General features: G+C 57.4%; 17 protein-coding genes. 5 read left to right on the top strand and 12 right to left on the bottom strand.

Translation table 11 applies throughout. The features are described 5' to 3' along the window. Positions 1–6: 6 nt before the first annotated feature. Genes AUC60_RS13870 through AUC60_RS13855 form a run of 4 tightly spaced genes read right to left on the bottom strand, consistent with a single transcriptional unit; the run spans position 7 to position 8,260 of the window. Entirely contained in the window at positions 7–5,586 is a 5,580-nt protein-coding gene (locus AUC60_RS13870; RefSeq protein WP_087268166.1) for a trifunctional serine/threonine-protein kinase/ATP-binding protein/sensor histidine kinase, read from the bottom strand. A 9-nt stretch (positions 5,587–5,595) separates the two neighbouring features. Further along, positions 5,596–6,000, bottom strand: a complete 405-nt coding sequence (locus tag AUC60_RS13865) for a response regulator transcription factor (RefSeq protein ID WP_238599578.1) — start codon at positions 5,998–6,000, stop codon at positions 5,596–5,598. A gap of 55 nt (positions 6,001–6,055) precedes the next feature. Then, positions 6,056–6,670: a response regulator transcription factor gene (locus tag AUC60_RS13860; RefSeq protein ID WP_087268163.1), complete on the bottom strand. Its 615-nt coding sequence runs from the start codon at positions 6,668–6,670 to the stop codon at positions 6,056–6,058. Between the two features lie 24 nt (positions 6,671–6,694). Beyond that, positions 6,695–8,260, bottom strand: a complete 1,566-nt coding sequence (locus AUC60_RS13855) for an ATP-binding protein (protein WP_087268160.1) — start codon at positions 8,258–8,260, stop codon at positions 6,695–6,697. Positions 8,261–8,684: 424 nt separating this feature from the next. On the opposite strand from AUC60_RS13855, the gene AUC60_RS13850 reads away from it, so the two are divergent. Both AUC60_RS13850 and AUC60_RS13845 read left to right on the top strand, forming a co-directional pair. Continuing rightward, complete coding sequence (locus tag AUC60_RS13850; protein WP_087268157.1) at positions 8,685–9,605, top strand: LysR family transcriptional regulator; 921 nt, start codon at positions 8,685–8,687, stop codon at positions 9,603–9,605. A 147-nt stretch (positions 9,606–9,752) separates the two neighbouring features. Then, complete coding sequence (locus AUC60_RS13845; RefSeq protein WP_087268154.1) at positions 9,753–10,952, top strand: MFS transporter; 1,200 nt, start codon at positions 9,753–9,755, stop codon at positions 10,950–10,952. Between the two features lie 183 nt (positions 10,953–11,135). Here the strand turns inward: AUC60_RS13845 and AUC60_RS13840 are convergent, their stop codons facing one another. The 3 genes from AUC60_RS13840 to AUC60_RS13830 form a co-directional block, all read right to left on the bottom strand. Beyond that, positions 11,136–12,005: an AraC family transcriptional regulator gene (locus tag AUC60_RS13840; protein WP_087268151.1), complete on the bottom strand. Its 870-nt coding sequence runs from the start codon at positions 12,003–12,005 to the stop codon at positions 11,136–11,138. Positions 12,006–12,134: 129 nt separating this feature from the next. Continuing rightward, positions 12,135–13,127, bottom strand: a complete 993-nt coding sequence (locus AUC60_RS13835) for an MBL fold metallo-hydrolase (RefSeq protein ID WP_087268148.1) — start codon at positions 13,125–13,127, stop codon at positions 12,135–12,137. Between the two features lie 154 nt (positions 13,128–13,281). After that, on the bottom strand, positions 13,282–14,187 hold the full coding sequence (locus AUC60_RS13830; protein WP_087268145.1) for a LysR family transcriptional regulator: 906 nt from the start codon (positions 14,185–14,187) through the stop codon (positions 13,282–13,284). A gap of 114 nt (positions 14,188–14,301) precedes the next feature. Between AUC60_RS13830 and AUC60_RS13825 the strand changes: the two genes are divergently transcribed. Continuing rightward, the gene (locus tag AUC60_RS13825) at positions 14,302–15,732 is read left to right on the top strand and encodes a mechanosensitive ion channel family protein (RefSeq protein ID WP_087268142.1); all 1,431 of its coding nucleotides are present in this window, start codon (positions 14,302–14,304) and stop codon (positions 15,730–15,732) included. Between the two features lie 193 nt (positions 15,733–15,925). On the opposite strand, the gene AUC60_RS13820 is transcribed toward AUC60_RS13825, so the two are convergent. Then, the gene (locus AUC60_RS13820; protein ID WP_087268138.1) at positions 15,926–16,963 is read right to left on the bottom strand and encodes a histone deacetylase family protein; all 1,038 of its coding nucleotides are present in this window, start codon (positions 16,961–16,963) and stop codon (positions 15,926–15,928) included. Positions 16,964–16,993: 30 nt separating this feature from the next. Continuing rightward, entirely contained in the window at positions 16,994–18,319 is a 1,326-nt protein-coding gene (locus tag AUC60_RS13815; protein WP_087268135.1) for an MFS transporter, read from the bottom strand. 157 nt (positions 18,320–18,476) lie between these two features. On the opposite strand from AUC60_RS13815, the gene AUC60_RS13810 reads away from it, so the two are divergent. Next, a complete protein-coding gene (locus AUC60_RS13810; RefSeq protein WP_087268132.1) occupies positions 18,477–19,418 on the top strand; it encodes a LysR family transcriptional regulator in 942 nt (313 codons plus the stop codon). Positions 19,419–19,500: 82 nt separating this feature from the next. On the opposite strand, the gene AUC60_RS13805 is transcribed toward AUC60_RS13810, so the two are convergent. Beyond that, entirely contained in the window at positions 19,501–19,830 is a 330-nt protein-coding gene (locus AUC60_RS13805) for a DUF2790 domain-containing protein (protein WP_087268130.1), read from the bottom strand. Between the two features lie 255 nt (positions 19,831–20,085). Between AUC60_RS13805 and AUC60_RS13800 the strand changes: the two genes are divergently transcribed. After that, a complete protein-coding gene (locus tag AUC60_RS13800; RefSeq protein ID WP_087268127.1) occupies positions 20,086–20,295 on the top strand; it encodes a hypothetical protein in 210 nt (69 codons plus the stop codon). A gap of 433 nt (positions 20,296–20,728) precedes the next feature. Here the strand turns inward: AUC60_RS13800 and AUC60_RS13795 are convergent, their stop codons facing one another. Further along, positions 20,729–23,875, bottom strand: a complete 3,147-nt coding sequence (locus AUC60_RS13795; protein WP_087268124.1) for a CusA/CzcA family heavy metal efflux RND transporter — start codon at positions 23,873–23,875, stop codon at positions 20,729–20,731. Positions 23,876–23,899: 24 nt separating this feature from the next. Next, positions 23,900–25,231 (bottom strand): efflux RND transporter periplasmic adaptor subunit, encoded by a 1,332-nt coding sequence (locus AUC60_RS13790; RefSeq protein ID WP_087268120.1) that lies wholly within the window; start codon positions 25,229–25,231, stop codon positions 23,900–23,902. Between the last annotated feature and the right edge of the window lie 27 nt (positions 25,232–25,258).

Raw genomic sequence — 25,258 nt, 5'->3', positions numbered from 1 at the left:
AAATTCTCACTGCTCCCCTCTAGCAACCACTGGCAACGTAAACACAAATACCGCCCCGCTCGATCGTCCGGAAAATGCCCGCAACATTCCACCATGCGCATCTATGATCGACCTGCAAATTGCCAGCCCCATCCCCATGCCTTTTTCCTTGGTCGTGAAGAACGCATCGAACACTCGCTCGATATGCTCAGGATCAATCCCGTAGCCATTGTCCTGAACACTCACCACCACGTACTCATCGGCCACCGTATCGCACGTGATCGCCAATCGACGCGGTCTGTCATGCAGGTCACTCATCGCATCCACAGCATTCATGATCAAATTCAGGATCACCTGCTGCAACTGCACTGCATCACCCTCCACGCTCAACTGTGGCTCGTGGACTTTCTTGTGAAGTAATACCTGACGCTGTTCGATCTCGCTGGCAGTCAGCAAAACCACTCGCTGGATGACTTCATTGATGTACAACCGTTCACGATTGAGCGGTGCCTGTCTGGCCAGCGATTGCAGCGCACGTACGATCCCGGCTGCGCGTTTACCGTCATTGACGATGTCATCCAGCCCCGCGAGCGCCTCGTCCACCACGGGCACTGCCCGGTTTAACCAGCGCACACTGGCGCTGGCGTTGGAAACAATCGAGGCCAGCGGCTGATTGATTTCATGCGCAATGGAGGCTGCCAGCTCACCCATGATGTTGGCCTGAGACACCCTTCCCAGTTCGGCCCGGGCGGTGCGCAATGCGGTTTCGGTGTTTTTGCGCTCAGTCACATCACTGACGACACCGACGAAAAACTGATCGCCGTCCGGCTCTCCAAGTAATTCGATATGGCGAATCAGCCCATTCGGTCTGATTATCCGAAACGTATGTTCAAAGGCACTTGAGTGACGCAGAGCATGGGACAGCATTGATGAGAAGGCTTGCAGGTCTTCTGGATGAATCATCTTTTCCAGCACCGGCAATGAAGGCGCAACCGTCGTTACCGGCAGTCCCCAGACGGCAAACAACTCGTCGGACCATTGCGACTCGTCGGTGTCCGGATCCCAGCGAAAACTGCCGGACTGGCTGATGCGTTGCCCCAATGCCAGGGTTGCTTTGCTGGTGCGCAACGCCGCCTCGATCTCTTTGCGACGCGCGTTCTCTTCAGTCAGTTCGGCATACAGGCGAGCGTTTTCCAGCGAAATCGCTGCCTGTCCGGCGAGCAGTTCAAGCACCGCCGTACGGCTTGACGTGAAGACCCCAGGCGCCAGATTGTTTTCCAGATACAGAACGCCAATCACCTCACCCTGCTTGACCAGCGGCAGGCACAGCACCGAGCGTATCAAGCGATCACGGAAGTACTCGTCACCGGCATAGACATGAGGCTGCATGGCGTTATCCAGCACAATCAATTGCCGGGTGCGGATTACCGTGTAGAGCAGCGACAGTGGCAGATGCCAGGCCGAAGGCGGCGTCACCGACAGGTCGGTGGTAATACCGGACTCATGCACTTTACCCACCGCCCGAACCTGCGGCACATCATCATCGACGAGCAGCAACAGGGCCTGCTGGGCACCCGCATGAACGATCGTATTGGTCAGCAAAATGCCTATCAGCCGGTCCAGGACGATTTCCTGGGACAGCGCCTGAGACGCCTTCATAACCGACACCAGATCCAGCGACTCCTGGCCCACGGAAATACTGATCGAGGGTCGCGACAAGGAAGCCTGGGCCCGAAGAATACCGCCTCGAGCCTCAAGCCCGGCCACCTTGCCTTGCGCGCCCCAGCGTTGATAACAATCGCGGGCGTTGCGGTAGTGACTGCGTGCAGAGGTGAACAGCCCGCAAACATGGTGGTGTTCGCCTGCCAGCTCATGGGCCAGCGCCTGAACATGGACGAAACCGCCATTGGCTGCGGACGTGACCGCCTCTTCATACAAGCCCATGGCGGCCAGACCATCGCCTTGCAGACGCGCCGCCTCGGCGCGGACCAGCAACGCTTTAGCCTTGAAGTTATACGGATTGAGTTCGGCCCAGCGCTCGAGCTTTTCCATGTGCGGGGCCATGCGCCCCAGCACCTCAGCCGCCCCCTCACCCTTGCGACAAGTCGCGGCCAGATTCAGCGCGCTGAAGAAATGCAGATCGAAGACATGAATATGTGCCGGAGTCGACCACGCGAGACTCGCCGCATGCTCCAGACACTGCGCCGCGCCCGAAAAGTCGCGATACATGTACTTGGCGATGCCTTCAAACAACCACCACCAGAACGCCACAGGCGTCATCGCACTGTCCCGGGCATCGTGATTGCCGATCAGGAACTGCCTGGCTCCTTCAATCGAACGGTCGCTATCCGGCAGGTTGCTGCCACGCAACGCATGGATCAAACCGCGTAGGGTCAACAGCGCCGCTTCGACGTCCCGAAAACGAACACGCCCGGCAAAATCCAGTCCCTTGTCGATTTCTTCCTCAACGCGTTCCAGATACTCGCCCATCACCAACAAGTTAATGACGATGTGCAAAGAGGCGTAGCAACTCATGGTCAAATTGCCCGCGTTATAACTGCTGGCAAAGGCTGATCGCGCATACTCCAGTGCGTGCTCCAGCGGTTGCGTCCAGACACAGACCTGATCCAGAGCCACCAGAGTCGCACTCTCTGAACTGACATAACCGTGACGCTGCACCAGCGTGCGCGCCAACCGGGCATAGGCCGCGCCCTCTTCGTATTCGCCATACTTGTGCGCCAGCGCCACGCCAAACCAACCCAGACCATGGGTCGCGGCCGGACAGACACCGTACTCCAGCGACAGCAGGACCATTTCACAGGTCAGCACAAACAACAGATCGTCATCGATGAACGAGGCCGACGCGACCATACTCGCCATCAGCCCCATCGCCGCTTCATAGGAAGCGTCACGCATTTCAGGCAGTTCAGCCAAGGAATCGATCGTTCTGGGGCCCAGCACTTCCAGCAGGAAACGATAGCGCTGCTCGACCTCCCGGTCGTCGATCTGCGTCGGGATATGGATCCCGAACATACGCAGCCCCTCACCTGCGGTGCTGACCGCCTCTTGATAACTGCTGGCCAGCACCTGCAACTCAACCTTCAGCCCATAGGCCGCAGCGCGAGAGACATGCGATTGGACATGTGCAAGCACCTCGTCTGTGACATGACCCGCCTGTGCGAACTGCCCATCGAGAATCAGGCATTGAGCATGAACAAAATCCAGCTCACGACTGAGCTCGGGGTGTTGCTGCCAGGGCTGATCAAGGGTCAGCGATCTGGCCGTCATGAGGTAACCGAGTGCCGACTGAATCGCCGCCGACTCCATGGCCTGCTGGGCGGCCTGTACCAATAAACCGCAGAACAGCTGTCGCTCGGCGTAATCAATCTGCCCAAGCCCTGTTCGCTGCAAATGACCGGCAATCCGGAAAATCTGATCCGGACGTCCACGGCCGCTTAAATCAGCGATCAACAGTCGAGCAATTCGCGCATGTTCGGCGGGCCTGTCAGCCAGCGGCGTCAACTCGTACGCCGACTCCTGAACCCGGTCATGATAAAACGCAAACCCCTGATGATCCTCGATCACCAGGCCGGCCTCCACGGCGGGAGCCAGATGAGTGCGCAGGAACGGCTCAGCACCAAGGCTTATCTGACCCAGCGTTCGCAGATCGACGCTCGCCCCGATACAGGCCATATGACCGAGAACGCGTTGGGTCTGTAATGGAAGACGAGCAATCCTCACCACCATCAGATCAATCACGTTTTCGGCATGTCGATGGCCGCGAATACGCTCCTGATTCCAGCTCCACCGTCTATCCGCAGGGTCAAAGGCGATCAGCCCTTCATCCAGCCAGGTGCGCAATAGCTGACCGACAAAAAACGGATTGCCATCGGTTTTTTCGTGGATCAGCACTGCCAGCGGCATGATCGGAACCGCTTCGGTGCGCAAGGTCAAAGCCACCCATTGCGCAACCGCATCCAGACTCAGTGCCGCCACATGGATCTCGGTGAGCCTCGCAGGCGAGCGACGCAGCAGGCTGATGAAATCGCCAAACATGGCCGAGTCACCTGCATGGCTGTCACGGTAAGCGAGTATCAGCAGAATGTTGCGGTACTGTCCGGTACTGAAGGAGGAAATGAATGACAGGGTTGCATCATCGAGCCATTGCAGGTCATCGAAGAACAGAACCAGCGGCCGCTCGGCGCTGACAAAGCTGCTCAGGAAGCGCTGCAGCACATAGTGGAACAAATGCTTGGTTTCATTGGCCGGTAAATCAGGCCCTGCCGACTGAGGGCCGAGGATAAACTCGATCTCGGGCACCAGATTGGCAATCAGGCGACCATGCCCGGCTACGGCCAGCGACAGCCTGTCGCGCCACAGTTGCAGTTCCTCCGCCGTTTCTCCCAGCACACGCATGATCAGCGAACGCAGCGCTTGCGCCAGTGACGCGTAGGGACTGTTATGCGCCGTCTGGTCGAATTTACCAGACGCAAACAGCACCCGACTGAGCGCCAGATCCTGCTGCAACTGACGAACCAGCGTCGACTTGCCGACTCCCGGCTGGCCTGACAGCAGCACCAACTCACATTGCCCGGACTCCGCCACCCTAGCAAATGCGGCATGCAGCGCCTGATGCTCGACCGGTCGCGTCAGCAACACTTGCGGCTCACTGCCCACATGCTGATGATCACGACCTGCCGGCTCGAATGCCGATATATGCTGGAACTCACTCCACTGGGCCAGACATTTACGCAAATCCGCCTCAAGGCTGCAGGCGGTCTGATAACGATCCGCAGGATTCTTGGCGATCAGTTGCAGGATCAATTGAGCCAAGGGTACGGGGATCGAATCCCGGAACTGGCGAGGTGACGGCGGCTGGCGGGCGACATGGCAATACACCCACTCGACAGCGTCGCTTGCCTCGAATGGCAACCTGCCCGTCAACAGCTCATAAAACGTCATGCCCAAAGCGTACAGATCGCTGCGCTGATCGGCTTGCTGGCCCGTACGGCCGGCCTGCTCGGGCGGCATATACGCCAGCGTCCCGCAGATGGAGTCATCAGGCGTTGCCGGGATACCGCAAAGCAGTTCGATACTTGAACCAAACCCCGTCAGACGGACAACGCCATCCGCAGCCTGGATCAGGTTGCTGGGTTTGATATCCCGATGCAGCAAGCCACTGTCATGAACCTGCCCAAGTGCACGAGCCGCACTCAGCGCAAGGCGCAGGAATTGATCGATGGAAAGTCTTCCGTCAGCAAGCTCGTGCAAAGCCTGCCCGCCGGGATCGTCACACACCAACAAGGGACCTTCGGTGGTATGCAAGAGAGCTTGCGGGACCAGCGCCCACGCTGAATCGAGCCGAGGGGACAGGGCATACTCATGTTCAATACGCCGTTTGCTGCTTTCCCTATGCCGAACCGAGGCGCGAAAAACCAGCCACTGCCGATAGCAGCCCTGCACATGGACGCGATAACGGTCAGTCCCGCCGTCGACAAAGAGCAAGTCCCAGGACAAAAGCGCCAGCCATTCAGGCGTGTAGCCTTCCGTCCGGGCGTCAACGCTCACCCTGATGCCGGGAATCGGCTCTGCTCGGATGCTACTCATAAAGGACCTTTACTTGCGTTCAAGTGCCTGCTTTATCGAATCGAGCAACGCCTCCTCGGAGAACGGTTTACGCAAAAAACCCAAAGCGCCGGCCTCGAGTGTTCGACGGATGGTCCCCTCATCATCCTGAGCTGACATGCAGAACACCGCCACGCGATTGCCTGCGGCTTTCAAATGCTGAAGAACCTCCAGCCCCTGCATGCCTTTCATCATCAGATCGAGCAATACGCAGTCTGCTTCTTCAGTTGCCGAAGAAGCGAGAAACTCTTCGCCCGACGCAAAGCCCACAGACGAATACCCCAAAGACTTGAGAAGATTGCCAAGACCATTTCGTACGGAAGCGTCGTCATCAACAACGCAAATGAGGATCATAAGCTCAACTTCATGACAGTAAAAGTAATAGAAGCCGAGCATACGCCCACAATAAAAAGAGCGCGACTGACCCTATGTATAATTGTGCTGTTTTCTATCAACTCACCAGACTTAATTGCTCTCGCATCTTGACCAGATCAATCAAGGTTCGCGCTTTCATCTTCGTCATAATGTGCCGTTTATGAACTTTCACAGTGATCTCGCTGGTGCCCAGATCACTGGCAATCTGTTTGTTCATTTTGCCGGTTACCAATAAGGTCATTACTTCCCGCTCGCGCGGCGTCAGGGTATCAAACCGGCGCCTGACACTTTCGACGTGCAGCCGACTGACCAGTTCGTTTTCATCGTGCTCAAGCGCCTGACGCACAACCATCAACAAATGGTCCGGTTCGAAGGGCTTGGTTAAAAACTCATGCGCTCCGGCCTTGATGGCCTTGACCGACATCGGGATGGTGCCAAAGCCGGTCATGAAAATAATCGGGAAACGATGCCCCCGGCGCAGCAGCTCCTCCTGCACATCAAAGCCGCTGGAAGCCGCAAGATTGACATCCAGCAGCAGGCACGTCGGTTGATCCTCAAAACGTTGCTGGAGAAACTCCTGGGCGCTGGCAAAACACTCGCTATCGATGTCGGCAGAATGCAGCAGGCGAGCCAGAGACGTGCGAATCGTGCACTCATCGTCGACTACATAAACCTTGGGTGTTGCGCTCATATACAGATATTCCGAAACCTGGTGCTATTGGCTTGTCGCCAGAACTCTTTGGTGATTGAAATGAAAATAGTCTGACTCGTACTGGATGCGGGGTGCTCGCAAGGTCGCTACCGATGGCATTGACACCGCCCCCTCTAACCTTTCGTTACCGCGCAGAATGTTCTGCTGTGGAGCATTGTCACTCGACAGCCTGGCAACCGCGTCCACAAGCCAGCTTCGGGTTGCGCTCAACAGTCGATAGAACCGGAATGGCCCCTGCGCCACAACCGTCATGAGGGATTTCTGCGCCAGGCTGACGATGCAATCCATCACTCGCCCCTTAGGCAACACCGGCGTTTGCGCCATTTCACAGGCCTGGGCAAGGGTAAAACGCCCCTCCAGCTGAGCCAGGCGCTCCAGCACCGCACGCTCTTCCGGACTCAGCAAACGATAGCTCCACTCCAGGGATGCCACCAGTGACTGATGCCGATCCGGGGCACTTCGCAGACCACCGGACAATAAATGCGGACTCTGCTGCAGACTTTGCACTAACTCGAACAAGCCCAGAGTTGCGGCCCGCGCAGCGGCCATCTCCAGCGCAAGCGGAATGCCATCCAGCTGACGACAGACCTGCGCGATCAACGCCACACTCTGCTCGTCCAGCGTCTCAAGGCGTTCCGCCGGAAAAAACGAGTCAAGCGCCCGCAGACGCGTCATGAACAATTGTGCTGAACTGCTCTGCAGGATGACTTCACGGCCCGCGTCCTGCCCGGGGATGTCCAGCGGTGCCACACTAAGCGTGCGTTCGCCGCCAATACGCAGTGGCTCACGACTGGTGACGAGGATACGCAACGAAGGGCAGCTGCGCAGCAACTGCTCGCTGACCGCAGCTACCGCATCAATCAGGTGCTCGCAATTATCCAGGATAACCAGGCGGTTCTGCTGATCCAGGCGCTCGACAATGGCCGCCATGATCGACTGCCCCGGTAAAACCAACAGATCCAGCGCAAACGCCAGGGAATCGACAATACGCTCAGGGCTGACGACCTGCGCCAACGGTACGAAACAGACGTGCAGGCTGTCAGTCATCGACAAGTGATGGGCAACCGCAACGGCGAGGGACGTCTTGCCGATCCCCCCTGAACCGACGAGGCTCACCAATGAATCCCCCAGCAAGGCCTCGCAGACTCCTTCCAGCGCCTTTTCGCGCCCGATCAGCGCGACGTTATTGAGCAAGTCATTTTTACGCAGCATTGCGCTGTCAAAGCCGCTGCCTGAGATTGCATCCACATGATCGGGCGCAGATGCAGACGCTGAATCGTCCTCGCCGCCTACCAGCATGTAACCACGGCCTGGTATGGTCCGGATGAGATCACGGTCTTCGCTCAATGCCTTGCGCAGCGCAGAAACATGCACCTGCAGGTTGTTTTCTTCAACCACGGTATCTGGCCAGACCCGCTGAAGAATCTCGTCTTTGCTGACCAGTCGCCCCGGACAGGAAATCAACAGCTCCAGAATGTCGAACGCGCGGGTGCCCACCCGCAGCGGTACGCCGTTTCTGAACACTTCTCTTAATTCAAGAGAGACGCTGACTTGGCCGAGACTGATCATTTTTATTCACACTGTCCGTCGGGGGCGGTAAGTATCCGGCGCAGTGATAAATCGCGATCAAAACGGATTTATCACTGGCGGCTCAGCGTATGTAAGCAGCTAATTCAATCTGCCGATACTATCTATAAGGATAGTCAGCGAACTAAATCAATAAACTTTAGTTGCGACTAAGCACAATCATACAAGTGTATGAGTTGAACTTTGATGTTGTGCTCGCTCATAGTAGCGATACGCTATAAAGCATGCGGTTGTGCAGGCTGTAGAACTTGTACTTTGGTGCTCCGGTCAGACAAAATTCAACCGTCCGATCTGGTGTGCTATTTCTGTAGCGGACGCCGAAGGCTGCGAAGCATTCATTCTGATACCGCCACCGCGCCTTCGACAGCGCCTACAGAGCTGGCTGCCGATTTCCGCTGGAGTGTCGATGGACAAGTTGTTAGCACTGAAAATGTTCGTCGAGTCCGTGGATGCCAAAGGCTTTTCCGCTGCTGCTCGCAAACTCGACCTCGCGACATCGTCGGTCACCAGAATGATCGGTGCACTGGAGGCAGAACTTGGGGCAGTGCTACTGAATCGCTCGACCCGACAGGTCACTTTGACCGAGGCGGGCGTCAGTTATTATCAGAAAGCCCGCAAAATCCTTGAGGATGTAGCCGAAGCCGACGCGCAGATCATGGATCGCGGCGACGAGCCGGTGGGACAGTTGCGAGTCTGTGTACCGGTGGAGTTTGGACGACGCCTGATCGCGCCGCATCTTGGCCGTTTCCTCGCTCGCCATCCCCATCTGGAACTGGACATCGACCTTAGCGATGAGCTGGACGACTTGCTTGGCGGGCGTTATGACGTAGCGATTCGCCTGGGCGCAGCCGCCCCCAACGATGAGCTGGTATGCCGCAAGGTGGGCGAATTCAGTCGCTGGGTGGTGGCAAGTCCGGGATATCTGGCGGAGCACGGCCGCCCCGTCGAACCCGACGACCTCCTCCAGCATTGCTGCCTGCGCTTCAGTTATGCCGGCCATCGTCAGGTCTGGACCTTTGTACGTGCCGGCGACGCACAACAGGTCGAGGTGAAGGGCCGCCTGAAAAGCAGTAATGCCGATGTTCTGCGCAAAGCGGCGCTGGCAGGTGCCGGGGTGGCTTTACTCGCTGACTGGCTGGTGAGCACGGACGTCGCAAAAGGCACGCTGGCCCGTGTACTCAGCGACTACGAAATCAACCCGTATCGCGCCAGCTCAGCCATCAATGCGCTTTATCTACCCAATCATCGCGGCTCCAGACGAGTCAATACCTTCATTGACTTCCTCACTGAACTCCTCGGCACATGCAATGAATATTCTAAAAAATGAACAACCGCCGAGCGTTTTGCGCAACGCTGCGTTGCGCTGGCGACCGATTCCCGTCAGTCAACGGCTCGCTTAAGGTGGCAGCCATGCCGATCCGTAAGCCTTTCGCTACGGACTGACCCTATCCAGACTGAACATGAGTTAACCATTATGAATCCCTTGGCAGCGTCATCCGCTCAAACGCCTAAACACACCCTGACTCGCGGCCTGGTGCTGCTGTTCGCTTTTTGCTGCGGCGCCATCGTGGCCAACATCTATTACGCCCAGCCCATCGTCGAACTGATCGCCCCCGACGTTGGCCTGTCGGCACACAGCGCCAGCCTGATCGTCTCGCTGACCCAGATCGGCTACGCCCTCGGACTGCTGTTTCTGGTGCCTCTGGCTGACCTGCTGGAAAATCGAAAGCTGATGATCTGCACTGCAATCGTGGCAACCGCCAGCCTGCTGGCCGCCGCTTTCAGCGAACACGCCAACGCATTCCTGATGGTTTCCCTGTTGATTGGCTTCAGCTCGGTTTCAGTGCAGATGCTGGTGCCGCTGGCCGCGCATCTGGCACCGGAAGAAACCCGTGGCCAGGTCGTTGGCAACATCATGGGCGGCCTGCTGCTGGGTATCTTGCTGGCACGCCCGCTGTCCAGCCTGATCGCTGACCATTTCGGCTGGCGCGCTGTGTTCATGGTTGCCTCGGTGGTGATGCTGGCGATCATTGTGGTGCTGGCGCTGACCATCCCCAAACGCGTGCCTGATCACAAAGCGTCTTACACGCAACTGCTTGGCTCATTGCTGACCTTGCTGCGCAAGTATTCGGTGTTGCGTCATCGGGCGCTGTACCAGGGCTTGCTGTTTGCGGCATTCAGCCTGTTCTGGACAGCGGTGCCGATTGAGCTTTCGCGTGAGTTCGGCCTGTCGCAAACCCAGATCGCGCTGTTCGCGCTGGTGGGTGCAATTGGTGCGATCGCCGCGCCGATAGCCGGGCGTCTGGCCGATGCCGGGCATACCCAGCGCGCCTCGTTGATCGCTATGACGCTGGCACCGGTGGCGTTTCTTGTTGGTCTGAGTCAGCCAGGCTATAGCGTCATAGGTCTGGCCATTACCGGCGTGCTGCTCGACTTCGCGGTACAGATGAATATGGTTCTGGGCCAGCGCGCCGTGTATGCCCTTGACCCGGCCAGTCGCGGTCGGCTGAACGCGCTGTACATGACCAGTATCTTCGTCGGCGGCGCCATTGGCTCGGCATTGGCCAGCAGCCTGTATGAACAGAATGGCTGGCATGGCGTTGTGCTGCTGGGCGCAGGTTTGCCGTTGATTGCGCTGGCGGTATTTCTGGTAAGTGGCCGAGGGAAGCATTAATTCCCGGGCTGGGTGATTCTATGTTTGCCCGCAATTGATGCGCCAATCGCGAGAGCACACCAAACCCGTGGGAGCCGGGCTTGCCCGCGATACATGAGACGCAGCCAGCAGCCATACCGCGTTATCGTTTATCGCGAGCAAGCTCACTCCTACAGATGTTTAGCGCAGATGCCTTATTTCCCTTCAACCCAAAACAATCACCGTACCCCGCTGAGCGGCCCGCCATGCGCTAGGCGTCGCGCCCACCAACCGGGTAAACACTCGGGTCAGGTGCGGTTGATCTGAGAAGCCGCACGCATCAGCGATGTGGACCAGTGACAACCCGGGCTGGGCCTTCAACAACTCTTTGGCCTTTTCCACACGCATCTGCAACAACCAGGTATGTGGCGCGACCCCCGTTGCCTGTTTGAATGCGCGGGAAAAGTGGCTGCGACTCAGCGAGCACTCTTGCGCGATTCGCTCGACCGACAAATCGCTCCCCAGGTTGCTGGCAATCATCTCTTTGGCCAGGCGCTCCTGAAGCGGAGTCAGGGTGGTGGTGAACTTGCCAGCCGTGGAAGCAATACGTCCGTAATGGCTGATTGAATGCGCGCACATCGCCAACAGAATGTGGTCGATGAACAACTGATTGGCAGCAGCAGGATTTCGCAACGCAGGCAACATCGCCTGGGCCAGGTGATACAGCACCTGATCCTGAGCGCCCTGTTCATAGCGGAAACCGCTGATAATCCTGCCGCCGTTCTCACGCTGGTAATCGTCGAACGTCTGCCGCGGAATATTGAAGCGCAGGTTGTCATAGGACGCCCGGTGCTGGCAGCGCAGTTCATCGCCCATGAATGGCAAGGAAACGCTGCCCTGCCGGTAACCACCGGCATAACTCAAGCGCCGGCCGCGCCACAGACGATGTTCGGCGAAATCCTCTAGCTGGACGATGATCGAGAACGCATCGAGACAGGGGATGTCGATGATTTTTTCGGGGTCCGGGCAGGCGTCCACTACCCGCGTGGCGGAGAACTTTTCGCTGTGCAAGTGGGCGATTGCAGGGACGCTCAAGATGACTCCTTCGGCTCATGGCGGGTCGATTCGCCACCCTACCCTATCCGCAAAGCAAAAAAAATCCGCGACCGACCTGAAGCTTGATCGCTCAGACCGGTCGCGGGCAGAGGAATTAAAACGGAGCGTTTATTTCAGCAGCGGCACGTGGGCTGCACGCTGGTAGGGGCCGTATTCCACTGGCACCCACTCAAAACGCTTGTTCAGCGCATTGATGTGACCAATACCCGGGAATGGCAAGTGTGCAGCCGCCGCCCAGATTTTCTGTTTGGCCACCATGCTGAACACCTGATCACGGCTCGCAATTGCCTCTTTGGCATTCACATCAAAGCTGATCGAAACTTCCGGGTGATCAAACTGCACGGCCAGGTCGTGAACAAGATCGCCCATGAACACGATGCTCTGGCCTTGCGAGCTGAACAGATAAGTCGTACTGCCCGGCGTATGGCCTGCTTCCAGTGCGGTTTTCACTTCAGGTACTGGCGAATCACCCGGTTTGAAGGTCTTGAAACGGCCCGATGCAAGGTACGGCGCGATGGACTCCTGAGGTATCCGGAAAAATTCCCGGGCGCTTTCCGGTGCCCGGCTGATGGCCGTCGGATCCAGCCAGTAATCGGCTTCGGGCCTGGAGGCGTAAACCGTGGCGTTGGCGAAGACCGGTTTTTTCTGAGCATCGACCAGACCGCAGACATGATCCAGATGCAGGTGCGTCAGCAGGATGGTGTCCACATCGGCGGGGTTATACCCGGACGCCTTGATGTTCGCCGATAGAAAACCCGCCGTCTCGCCGATGCAGGCGCCCGCGCCGGTGTCGACGAGGATCAGATGCTTGCCGGTGTTGATCAGGAAGGCATTGAACGCGGTCTGTACGCCAGGCGTCTCGATTGCCCGACGCGCCAGCAGCGCGCGGATCTGACCCGCGCTCAGGCCCTTGAGCAAATCAGGGGACAAATCGTTGTAGCCATCAAACAGCGCGGTGACTTCGTAATCACCGACTGCCAGACGCTGATAGCCCGGCACCTGGGTTTTCTGCTGCGCAGGAACCTCAGCGCTGGCAACGCCGGAAAACAGCACGAGACCTAAAGTCAGGCTGCGCAACATCGGTGAAATGGACAGGCTCATGGGCGTTCCTCAAGGCAAATATCTCTTGTAGGAGCTGCCGAAGGCTGCGATGGCTATTTTCCTGAAATAACCCCTTCGCTGCCTTCGGCGACTCCTACCTATAGCCCGGATGATGCCGGACTTGAGGTGTCTTGAATTGCACCCTTGTGCTTGTTCAGTCAGGCGATACCAGCGACGGACACTGAATCAGGTTTTCCTTGAGGAACTCGATCAACGCCTGCACCGGGCGGGCGCCCTGACGGTGTTGCGGGTAGACCGCTGACAGGGCCAGCGACGGCGTGCGGAACTCGTTGAGAACACGGACCAGACGCCCCTCCTTCAACGCAGCACCGACGATGAACAGCGGCAGATAAGTGATACCCAGACCGCCAATCGCAGCATCACGCAATAGCTCACCGTTGTTGGCCCGCATACGACCGCAGAGGCTGACGGTCAGAGGTTTGCCATTACGCTCAAAGCGCCACTGCACCTGACGGCTGTGGCCGTAAGGCAGACAATCATGGTCCTTGAGATCTTCGGGCTCGGCAGGTGCGCCGCGCCGTTCGAGATAATCGGGGCTGCAGCAGAACACCCGCTCGATCGTAGCAATGTGGCGGGCGATCAGGGTCGAATCCTCCAGCACGCCGATACGCAGCGCCAGATCGTAACCTTCCCCGAGCAAGTCCACCGAACGGTCGCTCAGGTCCACTTCCACCGACACTTCCGGGTAGCGCTGCAGGAACATCGGCAGCAACGGTCCCAAATGTTCAATGGCAAAAGACAGCGGCGCAGTCAGACGAATAGTGCCTCGCGGTTGAGTGTTTTGTCCGGCTATGCTCTGCTCCGCCTGCTCGAGATCCGCCACCAGACGCAACGCTGATTCATAGTACGCCTGCCCCAGCGGCGTGACATCCAGACGACGAGTCGAGCGGTTGAGCAAACGCACGCCGAGACGCTCTTCAAGTTGAATCAGGCGACGACTGATAAATTGCTTGGACAGTCCCAATTGGTCGGCGGCAGCCGTAAAACTGCCGGATTCCATGACCTGGGTAAATATGCGCATATCTTCGAACGGGTTCATTGTCGCTCACTGGTTGACAGTCAAACGCTTTCTACCAGCTTTATCAGCCCAATGCATCCGCTTAATCTGCGCTCACTGCTTTTCCCTTGGCTTATTTATTTCCAGGATCAGACCATGCCCGCATTCATTCAAAGCTATCCGCTGATCTGCAGCATGTTGCTGGTCCTGCTTGATCTGGCCAGCTGGAACCTGGTGTCGTATCAGTATCGCCTGCAGCGAGTTGCGGTTCGGCTGGCGTTATTCCTGGTCTACAGCGTGGTGATTATCAGCGCAGGCCTCAGCCCGCTGGACAGCGCGCCATGGGAGGACGACAGCGCCCGGCATCTGGCTGCCACTGCACTGGAAATCATCTGGTGGATTCTTGCCGCGCGAACCCTGACCGAAATCATCGGTGTTCTGCTGATGCGCCGCATCGGCCACAGCGGTCGTCTGCTGCAGGAAGTCATTGGTGCGGTGATCTTTCTCATCGCTATCGTGGCCGCCGCCGGCTATGTCATGCAGTTGCCCGTCAAAGGTCTGCTGGCGACCTCCGGAGCGATGGCTATCGTGGTCGGTCTGGCGCTGCAAAGCACGCTGAGCGATGTGTTCTCGGGGATCATCCTCAACACCACCAAGCCTTATCAGGTCGATGATTCGATCAGCATCGACGGCGTTGAAGGCAAGGTCGTCGATATCGACTGGCGTGCCACCCACTTGCTGACCGGCACGGGCAGCACGGCGGTCATCCCTAACTCGGTGGCCGCCAAAGCCAAGATCGTCAACCTGAGTCGCCCCAAAGACATGTTCGGCGTATCGATCAACATCATGGTCTCGCCACACATTCGCCCGCGCCGCGTGCTGGATGCGCTGGACCGCGCCCTCCAAGGCAGCAGCGCTTTACTGCCGTTCCCCAAGGCCCGCGCCGTTGTCAAGGAAGCCAGCCCGACCACCATCGAGTACACCGTCACGGGGTTCATCAAAGACCTGGACAAGAAAAGCGAGGTCCGCAACCTGCTGTTCGACCTCGCCTATCGCCACCTCGAAGCAGCAGGTCTTGCCTGGCAGTCGGACGTGCTGGCAGAGCCGGTCTCTCGTGCCCGTACGTTACTGGATGAAGTCAAAGTGTTCCGCGCGCTGAATACCGAAGAGAAAAACCATCTGGCACAGAGCATGACAGCCAAGGAATACGCCGCAGGGCAAGTGATCATCGAGGCGGACGAAGTGACGGACAGCCTGCTGGTGATCGCCACTGGCGTAGTGTCTGCCGAGGTGTCTGACGGCAAGACGTTCATCGAGGCCGGACGCATGGGACCCAGTGAAGTCATGGGCGAACAGAGCATCCTCAATGACACCCCGTCCGAAGCCCGCTTCACCGCCCTGACCTCGTGTGTGGTGTACCGCATCGACAAGATGGTCGCCCGGGAAACCATGGAGCTGGAAGGCCAGATCAAAAACGCCCTGAAAAAACTCCAGGCTGTACGTCAACACAGCAGCCAGTCATTGCTGACCGAGAAACCGGCGGCGATCAAAAAAGGCAGCTTTCTGGGGTGGTTGCAGAAGCGCTGATGCACAGGGCAAGGCAACGCTCAAGCACTACACATTTATCGAAAGGAAATGCGATTCTTGTGGGAGCAGAGCTTGCTCGCGATGGGGCTGGTTGCGATCTAGCGTGAATCGCGTCAAGGCTTATCGCGAGCAAGCTCGGCTCCCACAGGAGTTGTATCTGCAGGCCAATACAGAATCGCCATAGAGCCCTATGTCAGCCCCTGACTGCATCCTTCCACACCTGCGGCCCATCAAAAAACGCATGGGCATTGCTGACCAGGGTTTCCAGGTGATAACCGCCTTCCTGCACGATCACGCACGGCAAGCCCAGGCTGCGAATCCGCTCACCGAGTTTTGCGAAACCTTCACGGGTCACGGCCACCTGGCTTTGCGGATCATGCTCGTAAATATCGAACCCCAGGGACAACACCAACACCTGCGCATCAAACGATTTGACGGCTTGCAGCGCCTGCTCGAGTTTGTCCATGAACACCGACTCAGGCGAGCCATGGGGCATCGGGAAGTTCACGTTGTAGCCAACCCCGGCGCCAGCGCCCTGCTCGTCATCAAACCCGGCAACGCCCGGATAGAAGTTTTCCGGATCGCCATGAATGGAGACGTACAGCACATCATCGCGGTCGTAAAAGATTTCCTGAATCCCCTGACCATGGTGCATGTCAGTGTCCAGTACCGCGACACGCTCAAAGCCATCGCGTAAAACCTGCGCCGCCACTGCCGCACTGTTGATGTAGCAAAATCCGCCTGCAGCCTCTTTGCGCGCGTGATGGCCTGGCGGACGGCACAGAGCATACGCTGCAGGCTCACCGTCGAGCACGGCTTTGGCGGCCGCCACGGCGCTTTGCGCAGACCAGTACGCAGAGCGCCAAGTGTTCTCGCCCACCGGGCAACTGCCGTCGGCCAGATAACGTGCAGCCTGAGCGAGAATTCCGCGCAAGGCATTGGGCTCACGGACGAAGATATTCGACATCACTTCATCGCCCCAATCCTCGGGCATCTTCTTCCATTCTGTGTGCGCGCCTTTCAGGAACGTCAGATAAGCATCGCTGTGGACCGCCAGCAAAGGATCGAGGCCGAAATCAGCCGGTTGCTGAATATCAAACGCCAGGCCCTGAACCGCTTGCAGCAGATTCTGAGCGCGCTGCGGGACCTCTTGGGGCGTGCGCATTTGCCCACGGGAGTAGTAAGTTTTTGGAAAGTGCAGAAGCTGTTCCGGATGAAAAAAACTGAGCATGGGTGTTCCTCATTCAGTAGGTCGCGCCAATCAGGCTTGGCGAGCAGTTTCCAGTTCGAACGCCGCGGCATGTCGCTTGGCGAGTGCCAATACGCAGATCAGCGAGGTACCCGCAATCAGGCTGTAGAAAACCGCCATCGGCCACCATTGACCGGGGTAGGAATGCGCCAGCCAGGTACCAATCAATGGGGTAAGACCACCGGCCAGCGCGCCACATACTTGATACGCCAGGGAGATCGCGGTGTAGCGAACCCGTGTTTCAAACATACCGCTGACGTAACCAGCGATTACCGCGTAAAACGACGCCATGCAGACCACCGCCAGGGCGATCCCGAGAATGATCAAAGGCGCCTGACCACTGCTGACCAGGATAAACATCGGGTACGGCGATGCCATCGCCAGAATCGTCACGCCGCACAAGAAGCGCGTCGCACCGACTTTTTCCGCAACCCATGCCGCGACTGGCTGAATACAGAACTGGATGATCGCCACCACGAACAGACACTCCAGAATCAGCGACCGTGGCAGGCCCAACTGCTGAGTGCTGTAAGCAATCATGAAGGTGTTGGTGAAATACACACCGGCGATGCCCAGCGTGTTTGCGCCGATGCAGAGCAACAACGGTCGCCATGAGGTCTTGAGCACCTCAAACACCGGGGCCTGTGCTTTACGACCAGACTTGGCGACGTCCAGACGCGCTTGCTCCTTGTCATTGAGGAACTCAGGCGATTCATTGACGCCCAGGCGAATGGCCAAACCGACGACCAGTAGCGCTGCGCTGGCCAGAAACGGCAGACGCCAGCCCCAGCTCATCAAGTCTTCTTCGGGAAGACGCGTCACCGCACTGAACGCCAGTAACGACAGGATCAAACCTGCCGGGCTGCCCAACTGCGCAAATGACGCGAAGAAATTACGCCGCCCTTTGGGCGCATGTTCCCCCGCCATCAGGACTGCGCCGCCCCACTCGCCGCCGACCGCAATGCCCTGCACAACACGCAACAGGATCAGCAACACCGGTGCCGCTGCGCCGATTTGCGCATAAGTCGGCAGCAAGCCGATACAGACCGTGACCACGCCCATCATCACCAACGTGATAACCAGCGACTTCTTGCGGCCGATACGGTCGCCGATGTGACCAAAGACGATGCCGCCCAGTGGCCGGGCGAAGAAGCCCACAGCGAAGGTGCCGAAAGCGGCCATGGTGCTGAACAATTTATCTTCGGAGGGGAAAAAAAGCTGACCGAATACCAGTGCGGCGGCGGTGGCATAAATATAAAAGTCGTACCACTCGATCATCGTACCGATGAACGCAGCGGCAGCAGCCCGGCGTGGCTGCGCAGAAGCGGAAGGCTTCATGAATCAACTCCATTGGTTAGTTTTTTTGGCAGGAGGAAATGATCTTGCTGAGGCCGCTCTGTTGGCGACTCTGGACTGATTTTTTGCCTACAAGGCATAATCAGTCAAATTTCTATTTATTATTCGAACTATAAGCCGCAATTATAGTGAGGTGGCCGTGACCGACTCTTCTCGCGATATCTCTCCCTTGCTCAATGATCGCCTGGACTGGAACCTGCTACGCACCTTCCGGGTCATCGGCCAGGAACTGAGCATCAGCCGCGCAGCAGCCAGAATGCACCTGACCCAACCGGCAGTCAGTCAGGCCCTCAAGCGTCTGGAAGAACAACTGGGTTGTCAGCTCATCGCCCGTCGCGGGCCACGTTTTGACCTGACCGAAGCCGGAGTGAAAATCTTCGCTCTGGCCGGTGAGATCTATGGTCAGGTCTCACAAGTCAGCAACACCTTGCAGATGCCGGGTGACGAAGTGATTGGCAAAGTGCGCTTGTTGATGATCAGCCGCATCGTATCGAGCAACTTTGATAACTTCCTCACAGAGTTCCACCGTCAGCATCCACGGGTAGATCTGGAAGTGGACGTGATGCGCAGCTCCGACATCGTCAGCGCCCTGCTGGAGAAAACCGCCACTCTGGGCTTGAGTCTCAATCGCCGCCCCCAACCGAGGCTTGAGCAACGTCTGTTTCAGCGTCAGCGCTATGTGTTTTTCTGCGGCCGAAATCATCCGCTGTACGGCCGTACCGACCTCAGTCAGAGCGATGTGCAGTCAGAAAACTTTGTCAGTTTCACCAGTGATCAAATCGGCGGCATGCTTTCGCCCCTGACTATTTTTCGTGATCAGCAAGGGTTCAGCGGAAGAATTGTGGCCTCCTCTTCAAGCCTCGAAGAAATCAGGCGCCTGGTCATTGCGGGGATTGGTCTGGGATGCCTGCCCGAGCATGTCGTCGTCGACGACGTTGAACACGGCCTGTTGTGGCGAGTGCCGCCTTTGGAGGGCGTTGCTGATGTTGATATTCACTTGCTGTGGAACCGCGAACAGCGCATGAGTCGAGCTGAAACCGTATTTATCGAAGGGTTGGCAGCGCGGCTGGAAAACACGTGAAGAAATTTATCTTCCTGGCCAGTAAAGCCGCGCTGCTGTTCAGGTGGGGTGCATGTCAGGTCGGGTTGTAGACACCCTGTCATCAGTTTTTATTTCTGCACTCGTTCAATACTTGATACTTGACTGTCTTCAACGTGCCTTTGGAGTCTTCATACGTCATCAACTGCGGGTTGACGCCGCACGTTTTAGAAACCGAAGACATGCGGACAACTTTTTCAACATCCATTTTCATACCGTATTGATACTTGACGATACCGGGTGGCGTTTGATTCTTTTCAGCAGCGTAATCCGCGACGAATGTCTGGTGCTCTTTGATAATCTTGCTACCTACCGGATCATGATCGGTAGAAGCATAAGAGGTAACAGGAACAAGTACTGCAAAGGCAAGCAACAACGATTGAGTGATTTTCATTTTCTCTGTCTCCGTTTAGTGGGTGACTAAAACTTAACAGCCTGCTGCTAACAGCGACGTTGCGCGAAAATGACGATTTGGAAATATTCAAAAATAGACATAACCCTGCGCCAATACCGTTGATAACAAGATTGTCATTATTCACTCACCGCCCTGTTAGCTTCGATATTTATACTCAACGCTAACACTGAGGAGCACGACGCAGGTTGCTTCAAGACTCCGCAGTTACTGCCCTTAAACAGAATGGTAATTACGATGAATCTGATCAAATCAATAGCCTTCACAGTCGCCGCCCTTTCATCCACCGTGGCAATGGCACACGACGGAAGCGAGCGCGCCAGCCCGGCCGCTGAAAAAATCAAGATCGCCCAGGAGCAGCGCTTCAACGATCAGATCAACGGCGAATCATCGCGGCTTGTAAATACCGAGAAGAAAACGTCGGTTAATGAACCTGAAAAAGGTTAAGGATTAAATTCAGTTCCACTCTATTCACCTTTAGCAGCTGACAAGCTCCTTTGGTCAAGGTGAATCTTTAGCGTCCTTCGGGGCGCTTTTTTTTGCTTCTGATAAACATAAATCGCCTGATAAACCGCTATCAACTCAACAACCGCCAGATCTGCAGAAACCAACTTGTTGGCTTCTGTAAAACAAATCCCTACTCTCTTATTTGAAATACTGTTCTGTAGGAGCTCACGAGCACCGCGAGGCAGCGATAGCGTCCTGCCTGATACACCGCTATCGCGGCCTCGCGGTGCCCGTGCGCTCCCACAGGTCCAATGTTTGCTTTGCTACAGCGTCGTATTAATGACAGCGGGCCAACTCTTACAGAGGCAGTCAGAGTCTATACAAAAACCCGCAACAGTCACCTGCCGCGGGCCTTTGATTCACAATGCTAACGCTATGATGTCTGCTCCTCTTCCCGACGATGCGCCCATTGATACAGCGCAGGCAGAACCAACAACGTCAGCGCGGTCGACGACAGTATCCCGCCGATCACCACGGTTGCCAGCGGACGCTGAACTTCTGCCCCCGTGCCAGTCGCCAGTGCCATAGGAATGAAGCCCAGCGACGCCACCAACGCAGTCATCAACACCGGGCGCAAGCGTGTCAAAGCCCCCTCGTTGATCGCATCCCCCAGCGAACGCCCTTCCTCGCGCAGGTTGCGAATGAACGAGATCATCACCAGGCCGTTCAGCACCGCCACACCCGACAACGCGATGAAGCCAACTCCCGCCGAGATGGACAGTGGAATGTCCCTCAACCAGAGCGCCATGACACCGCCGGTCAGTGCAAACGGAATACCGGTGAAAACCAGTAAGCCATCTTTCAGGTTGTTGAACATCATGAACAGCAACGCCAACACCATCAACAGCGCAACCGGAACGACGATCTGCAGGCGCTTGGCAGCGGACTGCAACTGTTCAAACTGGCCGCCCCAACTGGTCCAGTATCCCGCCGGGATCTGCACATTGCTGTTGATCGTTTCCCCTGCCTCCTGAACAAACGAGCCAAGATCACGACCGCGCACGTTGGCGCTGACGATAACCAGTCGCTTGCCGTTTTCCCGGCTGATCTGGTTCGGCCCCAGCACCAGATCCAGGCTCGCCACCTGGGACAGGGAAATGAAGCTGATCTGTTGATTAACACTGCTTGCCGTCGCGGGCACAGGAATCAGCAGACTCGAGAGTCCGGCCACGTCAGTTCGCAGCGTTTCCGACAGTCGCACCACCATGTCAAAGCGGCGATCACCTTCGTAAAGAGTACCCGCCTGACGCCCGCCTACCGCGATGGCAATCGCATCCTGGACATCGCCCACATTGAGGCCATAACGTGCGGCCTTGTCACGATCAATGTTGATCGTCAGCACAGGCAAGCCCGTAGTCTGCTCGACCTTGACTTCGGACGAGCCCGGCACCTTCTGCAAGGTCGCAGCGATTTTCGCGGCCGTCTGGTTCAGCACCGCCATGTCATCGCCGAACACCTTCACCGCCACGTCGCTGCGCACACCTGAAACCAGCTCGTTGAAGCGCAACTGAATCGGCTGCGACAACTCGTAGTTACTGCCTGGTACCGTCGCAGCGGCCTGCTGCAACTCAGCAATTAATGCCTCGCGAGACTTGCCTGGATCCGGCCATTCACTTTGCGGTTTGAGCATGACGTAACTGTCGGAGATATTCGGCGGCATCGGGTCGGCAGCGATTTCCGCAGTACCCGTGCGGGCAAACACTCGCTCGACTTCCGGCATTTTTTCGACGATGGCTTTCTCAAGACGCTGTTGCATGTCCACCGACTGGCTCAAGCTGGTGCCGGGCACCCGCAGCGCCTGCAACGCGAAGTCGCCCTCACTCAAGCTCGGAATAAACTCACTGCCCATACGGCTTGCCGTAAATCCGGACAACACAATCAGCACGACAGCGACGGAGAACGCGATCGACCGGTGGCTCAGTACCCACTTCAGAACCGGCGCGTAACGCAGACGCGCGGTACGCATTACCACGCCTTCTTCTTCCTTGACCTTGCCGGTGACAAACATGGCAATGGCCGCCGGTACAAAGGTCACCGACAGGATCATGGCGCCCAACAGCGCGATCACCACGGTGAAGGCCATCGGGTGGAACATTTTGCCTTCGGCACCCGTCAAGGCGAAGATCGGCAAGTAAACAACCATGATGATCAACTGGCCGAAAATCAGCGGACGACGCGCTTCTTTGGCGGCGGCAAATACTTCATGAAAGCGTTCCGAGCGGGTCAACATCCGGCCGTATTTCTGCTGTGCGTGAGCCAGTCGCCGGATAGCGTTTTCGACGATCACGACGGCGCCGTCGACGATGATGCCGAAGTCCAGCGCGCCGAGACTCATCAGGTTGGCACTGACTTTATTGGTGAACATTCCGGTGAAGGTGAACAGCATGGCCAGTGGAATCACCATCGCGGTGATCAACGCGGCACGGATGTTACCGAGGAACAGGAACAGAATCGCGATGACCAGAATGGCCCCTTCGATCAGGTTCTTCTTCACCGTGGCGATGGCTTTTTCAACCAGATTCGTGCGGTCATAAACCGTGATCGCTTCGACACCTTCAGGCAATGAACGGTTGATATCAGCCAGCTTCGCGGCGACCGCCTGGGAAACCGTGCGGCTGTTTTCGCCGATCAGCATGAACACCGTACCGAGCACCACTTCCCGGCCATTTTCGGTGGCAGCGCCGGAGCGCAGCTCCTGACCGATGTCCACGTCGGCCACGCTGCTGACCCGGATCGGCGTGCCCTGAACGTTGGCGATGACGATGTTGGCAATGTCCTGCACCGTGCCCAGTTGACCCGGCGCACGAATCAGCAATTGCTCGCCGCCGCGCTCAATGTAACCCGCGCCAATGTTGGCGTTGTTGCGCTCAAGTGCGGCCACCAGATCATTCAAGGTCAGCTTGTACGCGGCCAGTTTTTTCGGATCCGGCGCGATCTGATACTGCTTGGCGAAACCGCCGATGGTGTTGATCTCGGCCACACCCGGCACGTTGCGTAATTGCGGCTTGATGATCCAGTCCTGGATCACCCGGAGATCGGTCGGGGTGTAAGGCGTGCCGTCTTCCTTCAGCGCGCCCTCTTTGGCCTCTACCGTCCACAGAAAAATCTCGCCAAGCCCGGTGGAGATCGGCCCCATGACCGCATCGACACCTTCGGGCAACTGATCCTTGGCAATTTGCAGACGCTCGCCAACCAACTGGCGGGCAAAGAACAAGTCCGTGCCGTCTTCAAAAATCACCGTGACCTGAGACAGGCCCGAGCGCGACAGAGAACGGGTCTGCTGCAAACCTGGCAAGCCTGCCATGCTGGTTTCAATCGAGAAGGTCACGCGTTGCTCAGTCTCCAGAGGCGAAAAACCGGGAGCCGAGGTGTTGATCTGCACCTGCACGTTGGTGATATCAGGTACAGCATCGATAGGCAGTTTCTGGTAGCTGGCAATGCCAAGCCCTGCCATGAGCAACACGGCAAGCATCACGACGATGCGTTGCTCGATTGCGAATTGGATCAACCGTTCAAACATGACGTTGTACTCGTGCGAGGCAGATCAATGGGAGTGCTCAGCAGAGCCTTTACCCAGCTCGGACTTGAGAATGAAACTGCCAGCGGCGGCCACTTGAGTGCCCGCCGTCAGGCCTTGAAGGATTTCCACATAGCCGCCGTCACGCCTGCCGACTTTCACCGGGCGCAGTTCAAAGCCTTCGGCGTTGCGCACGAACACTGAAGGTTTGTCCTCAACGGACTGGATGGCGGACTCAGGCAGGCTGACCGCCGCGTTGGCTTTATCCGCCGTCACATCGACAGAGACAAACAGCCCTGGACGCCACGCGCCCTCAGGGTTGGCCAGCACCACGCGCACCGCAGCCGCGCGGGTTTGCTCGCCGAGCAGATTGCCGACGTAGCTGATGCGGCCTTCAACCTGAGCATTCAGATCGGGCGCACTGACCGTTACCGCACGGCCCACCACGACTTTGTTCAAGTCCTTCGGCGCAACGCCAAAGGTCGCCCAGACCCGCGACAAATCGGAAAGCGTGAACGCCGAAGTGGTGTCATTGACCACCTCGCCTATCGCCAGATGCTTCTCGACAACCATTGAGTCAAAAGGAGCGATCAGTTCGTATCGGTTGCCCGCAGAGGATTTGAGACTCGCGCCGATAGCACTCAGCTTCTGCCGACCGTTGGCGTAACTGATATCTGCTTCCTGATACGCCTGACGCGCCAACAGATAATCCTGCTCGGCGGAAATCTTGTCTTCCCAGAGTTTTTTCTCACGCTGCATGGTCAGGCGGGCAAGCTCAAGACGGCGCTGGGCCGCATTCAACTCTGCGCGCTGATCGGAAATTTGCTGACTGGCGATCACAGCCAGTACCTGGCCTTTTTTCACCGCCTGGCCGAGGTCAACCTTGACCTCTTCCACGATCCCGCCAACCCGCGGTACGACGTGGGTGGTGCGATCTTCATCAAAGCGAATTTCGCCGGGGAACGTGACTGAAGTGCTCATCGATCGAGGTGCGGCGACGGCCAGCTCTATGCCGGCTGACTTGATCTGCTCTGCGCTGAGTTCGAGCTTGCCTTCTTCGTGGGAGTCTTCGGCCCCTTCAGCACCGTGACCTTTCTCGCCATGCTCTTCATCACCATGGCTTTCCTCACCGTGCTCTTCGTCAGCGTGGCCTTTTGCGTCCGCCTTGCCGTCGCTATGACTGTCATTCTCGGCGTGGCCTTTTTCGTCCGCATGCCCTTCTTCTTCCGAATGTTCATGCTTTGCGTTCTTGACCGCTTCCGCAGCAACGGGGAGCCCCTGATTGCCCAGCGTCAGGCTGCCCAGACCAATGATTGCGACCACCGCCAGGGCAATGGTCATACTTCGTTTGTTATCCATGGTTGCTCCCGGCGATCACGTACGGAT

The sequence above is a fragment of the Pseudomonas caspiana genome, from assembly GCF_002158995.1.
Lineage (GTDB): Bacteria > Pseudomonadota > Gammaproteobacteria > Pseudomonadales > Pseudomonadaceae > Aquipseudomonas > Aquipseudomonas caspiana.
The sequence above is the reverse complement of the archived record's forward strand: the minus strand, read 5'-3'. Positions and strand labels throughout refer to the sequence as shown.

Bases quoted from the DNA above. Each gene is read 5' to 3' on its own strand.
- AUC60_RS13825 (WP_087268142.1), top strand. From the start codon at position 14,302: ATGCCCGCATTCATTCAAAGCTATCCGCTGATCTGCAGCATGTTGCTG.
- AUC60_RS13795 (WP_087268124.1), bottom strand. From the start codon at position 23,875: ATGTTTGAACGGTTGATCCAATTCGCAATCGAGCAACGCATCGTCGTG.
- AUC60_RS13865 (WP_238599578.1), bottom strand. From the start codon at position 6,000: ATGCTCGGCTTCTATTACTTTTACTGTCATGAAGTTGAGCTTATGATC.
- AUC60_RS13790 (WP_087268120.1), bottom strand. From the start codon at position 25,231: ATGGATAACAAACGAAGTATGACCATTGCCCTGGCGGTGGTCGCAATC.
- AUC60_RS13815 (WP_087268135.1), bottom strand. From the start codon at position 18,319: ATGAAGCCTTCCGCTTCTGCGCAGCCACGCCGGGCTGCTGCCGCTGCG.
- AUC60_RS13800 (WP_087268127.1), top strand. From the start codon at position 20,086: ATGAATCTGATCAAATCAATAGCCTTCACAGTCGCCGCCCTTTCATCC.
- AUC60_RS13805 (WP_087268130.1), bottom strand. From the start codon at position 19,830: ATGAAAATCACTCAATCGTTGTTGCTTGCCTTTGCAGTACTTGTTCCT.
- AUC60_RS13860 (WP_087268163.1), bottom strand. From the start codon at position 6,670: ATGAGCGCAACACCCAAGGTTTATGTAGTCGACGATGAGTGCACGATT.
- AUC60_RS13850 (WP_087268157.1), top strand. From the start codon at position 8,685: ATGGACAAGTTGTTAGCACTGAAAATGTTCGTCGAGTCCGTGGATGCC.
- AUC60_RS13855 (WP_087268160.1), bottom strand. From the start codon at position 8,260: ATGATCAGTCTCGGCCAAGTCAGCGTCTCTCTTGAATTAAGAGAAGTG.
- AUC60_RS13870 (WP_087268166.1), bottom strand. From the start codon at position 5,586: ATGAGTAGCATCCGAGCAGAGCCGATTCCCGGCATCAGGGTGAGCGTT.
- AUC60_RS13835 (WP_087268148.1), bottom strand. From the start codon at position 13,127: ATGAGCCTGTCCATTTCACCGATGTTGCGCAGCCTGACTTTAGGTCTC.
- AUC60_RS13820 (WP_087268138.1), bottom strand. From the start codon at position 16,963: ATGCTCAGTTTTTTTCATCCGGAACAGCTTCTGCACTTTCCAAAAACT.
- AUC60_RS13830 (WP_087268145.1), bottom strand. From the start codon at position 14,187: ATGAACCCGTTCGAAGATATGCGCATATTTACCCAGGTCATGGAATCC.
- AUC60_RS13845 (WP_087268154.1), top strand. From the start codon at position 9,753: ATGAATCCCTTGGCAGCGTCATCCGCTCAAACGCCTAAACACACCCTG.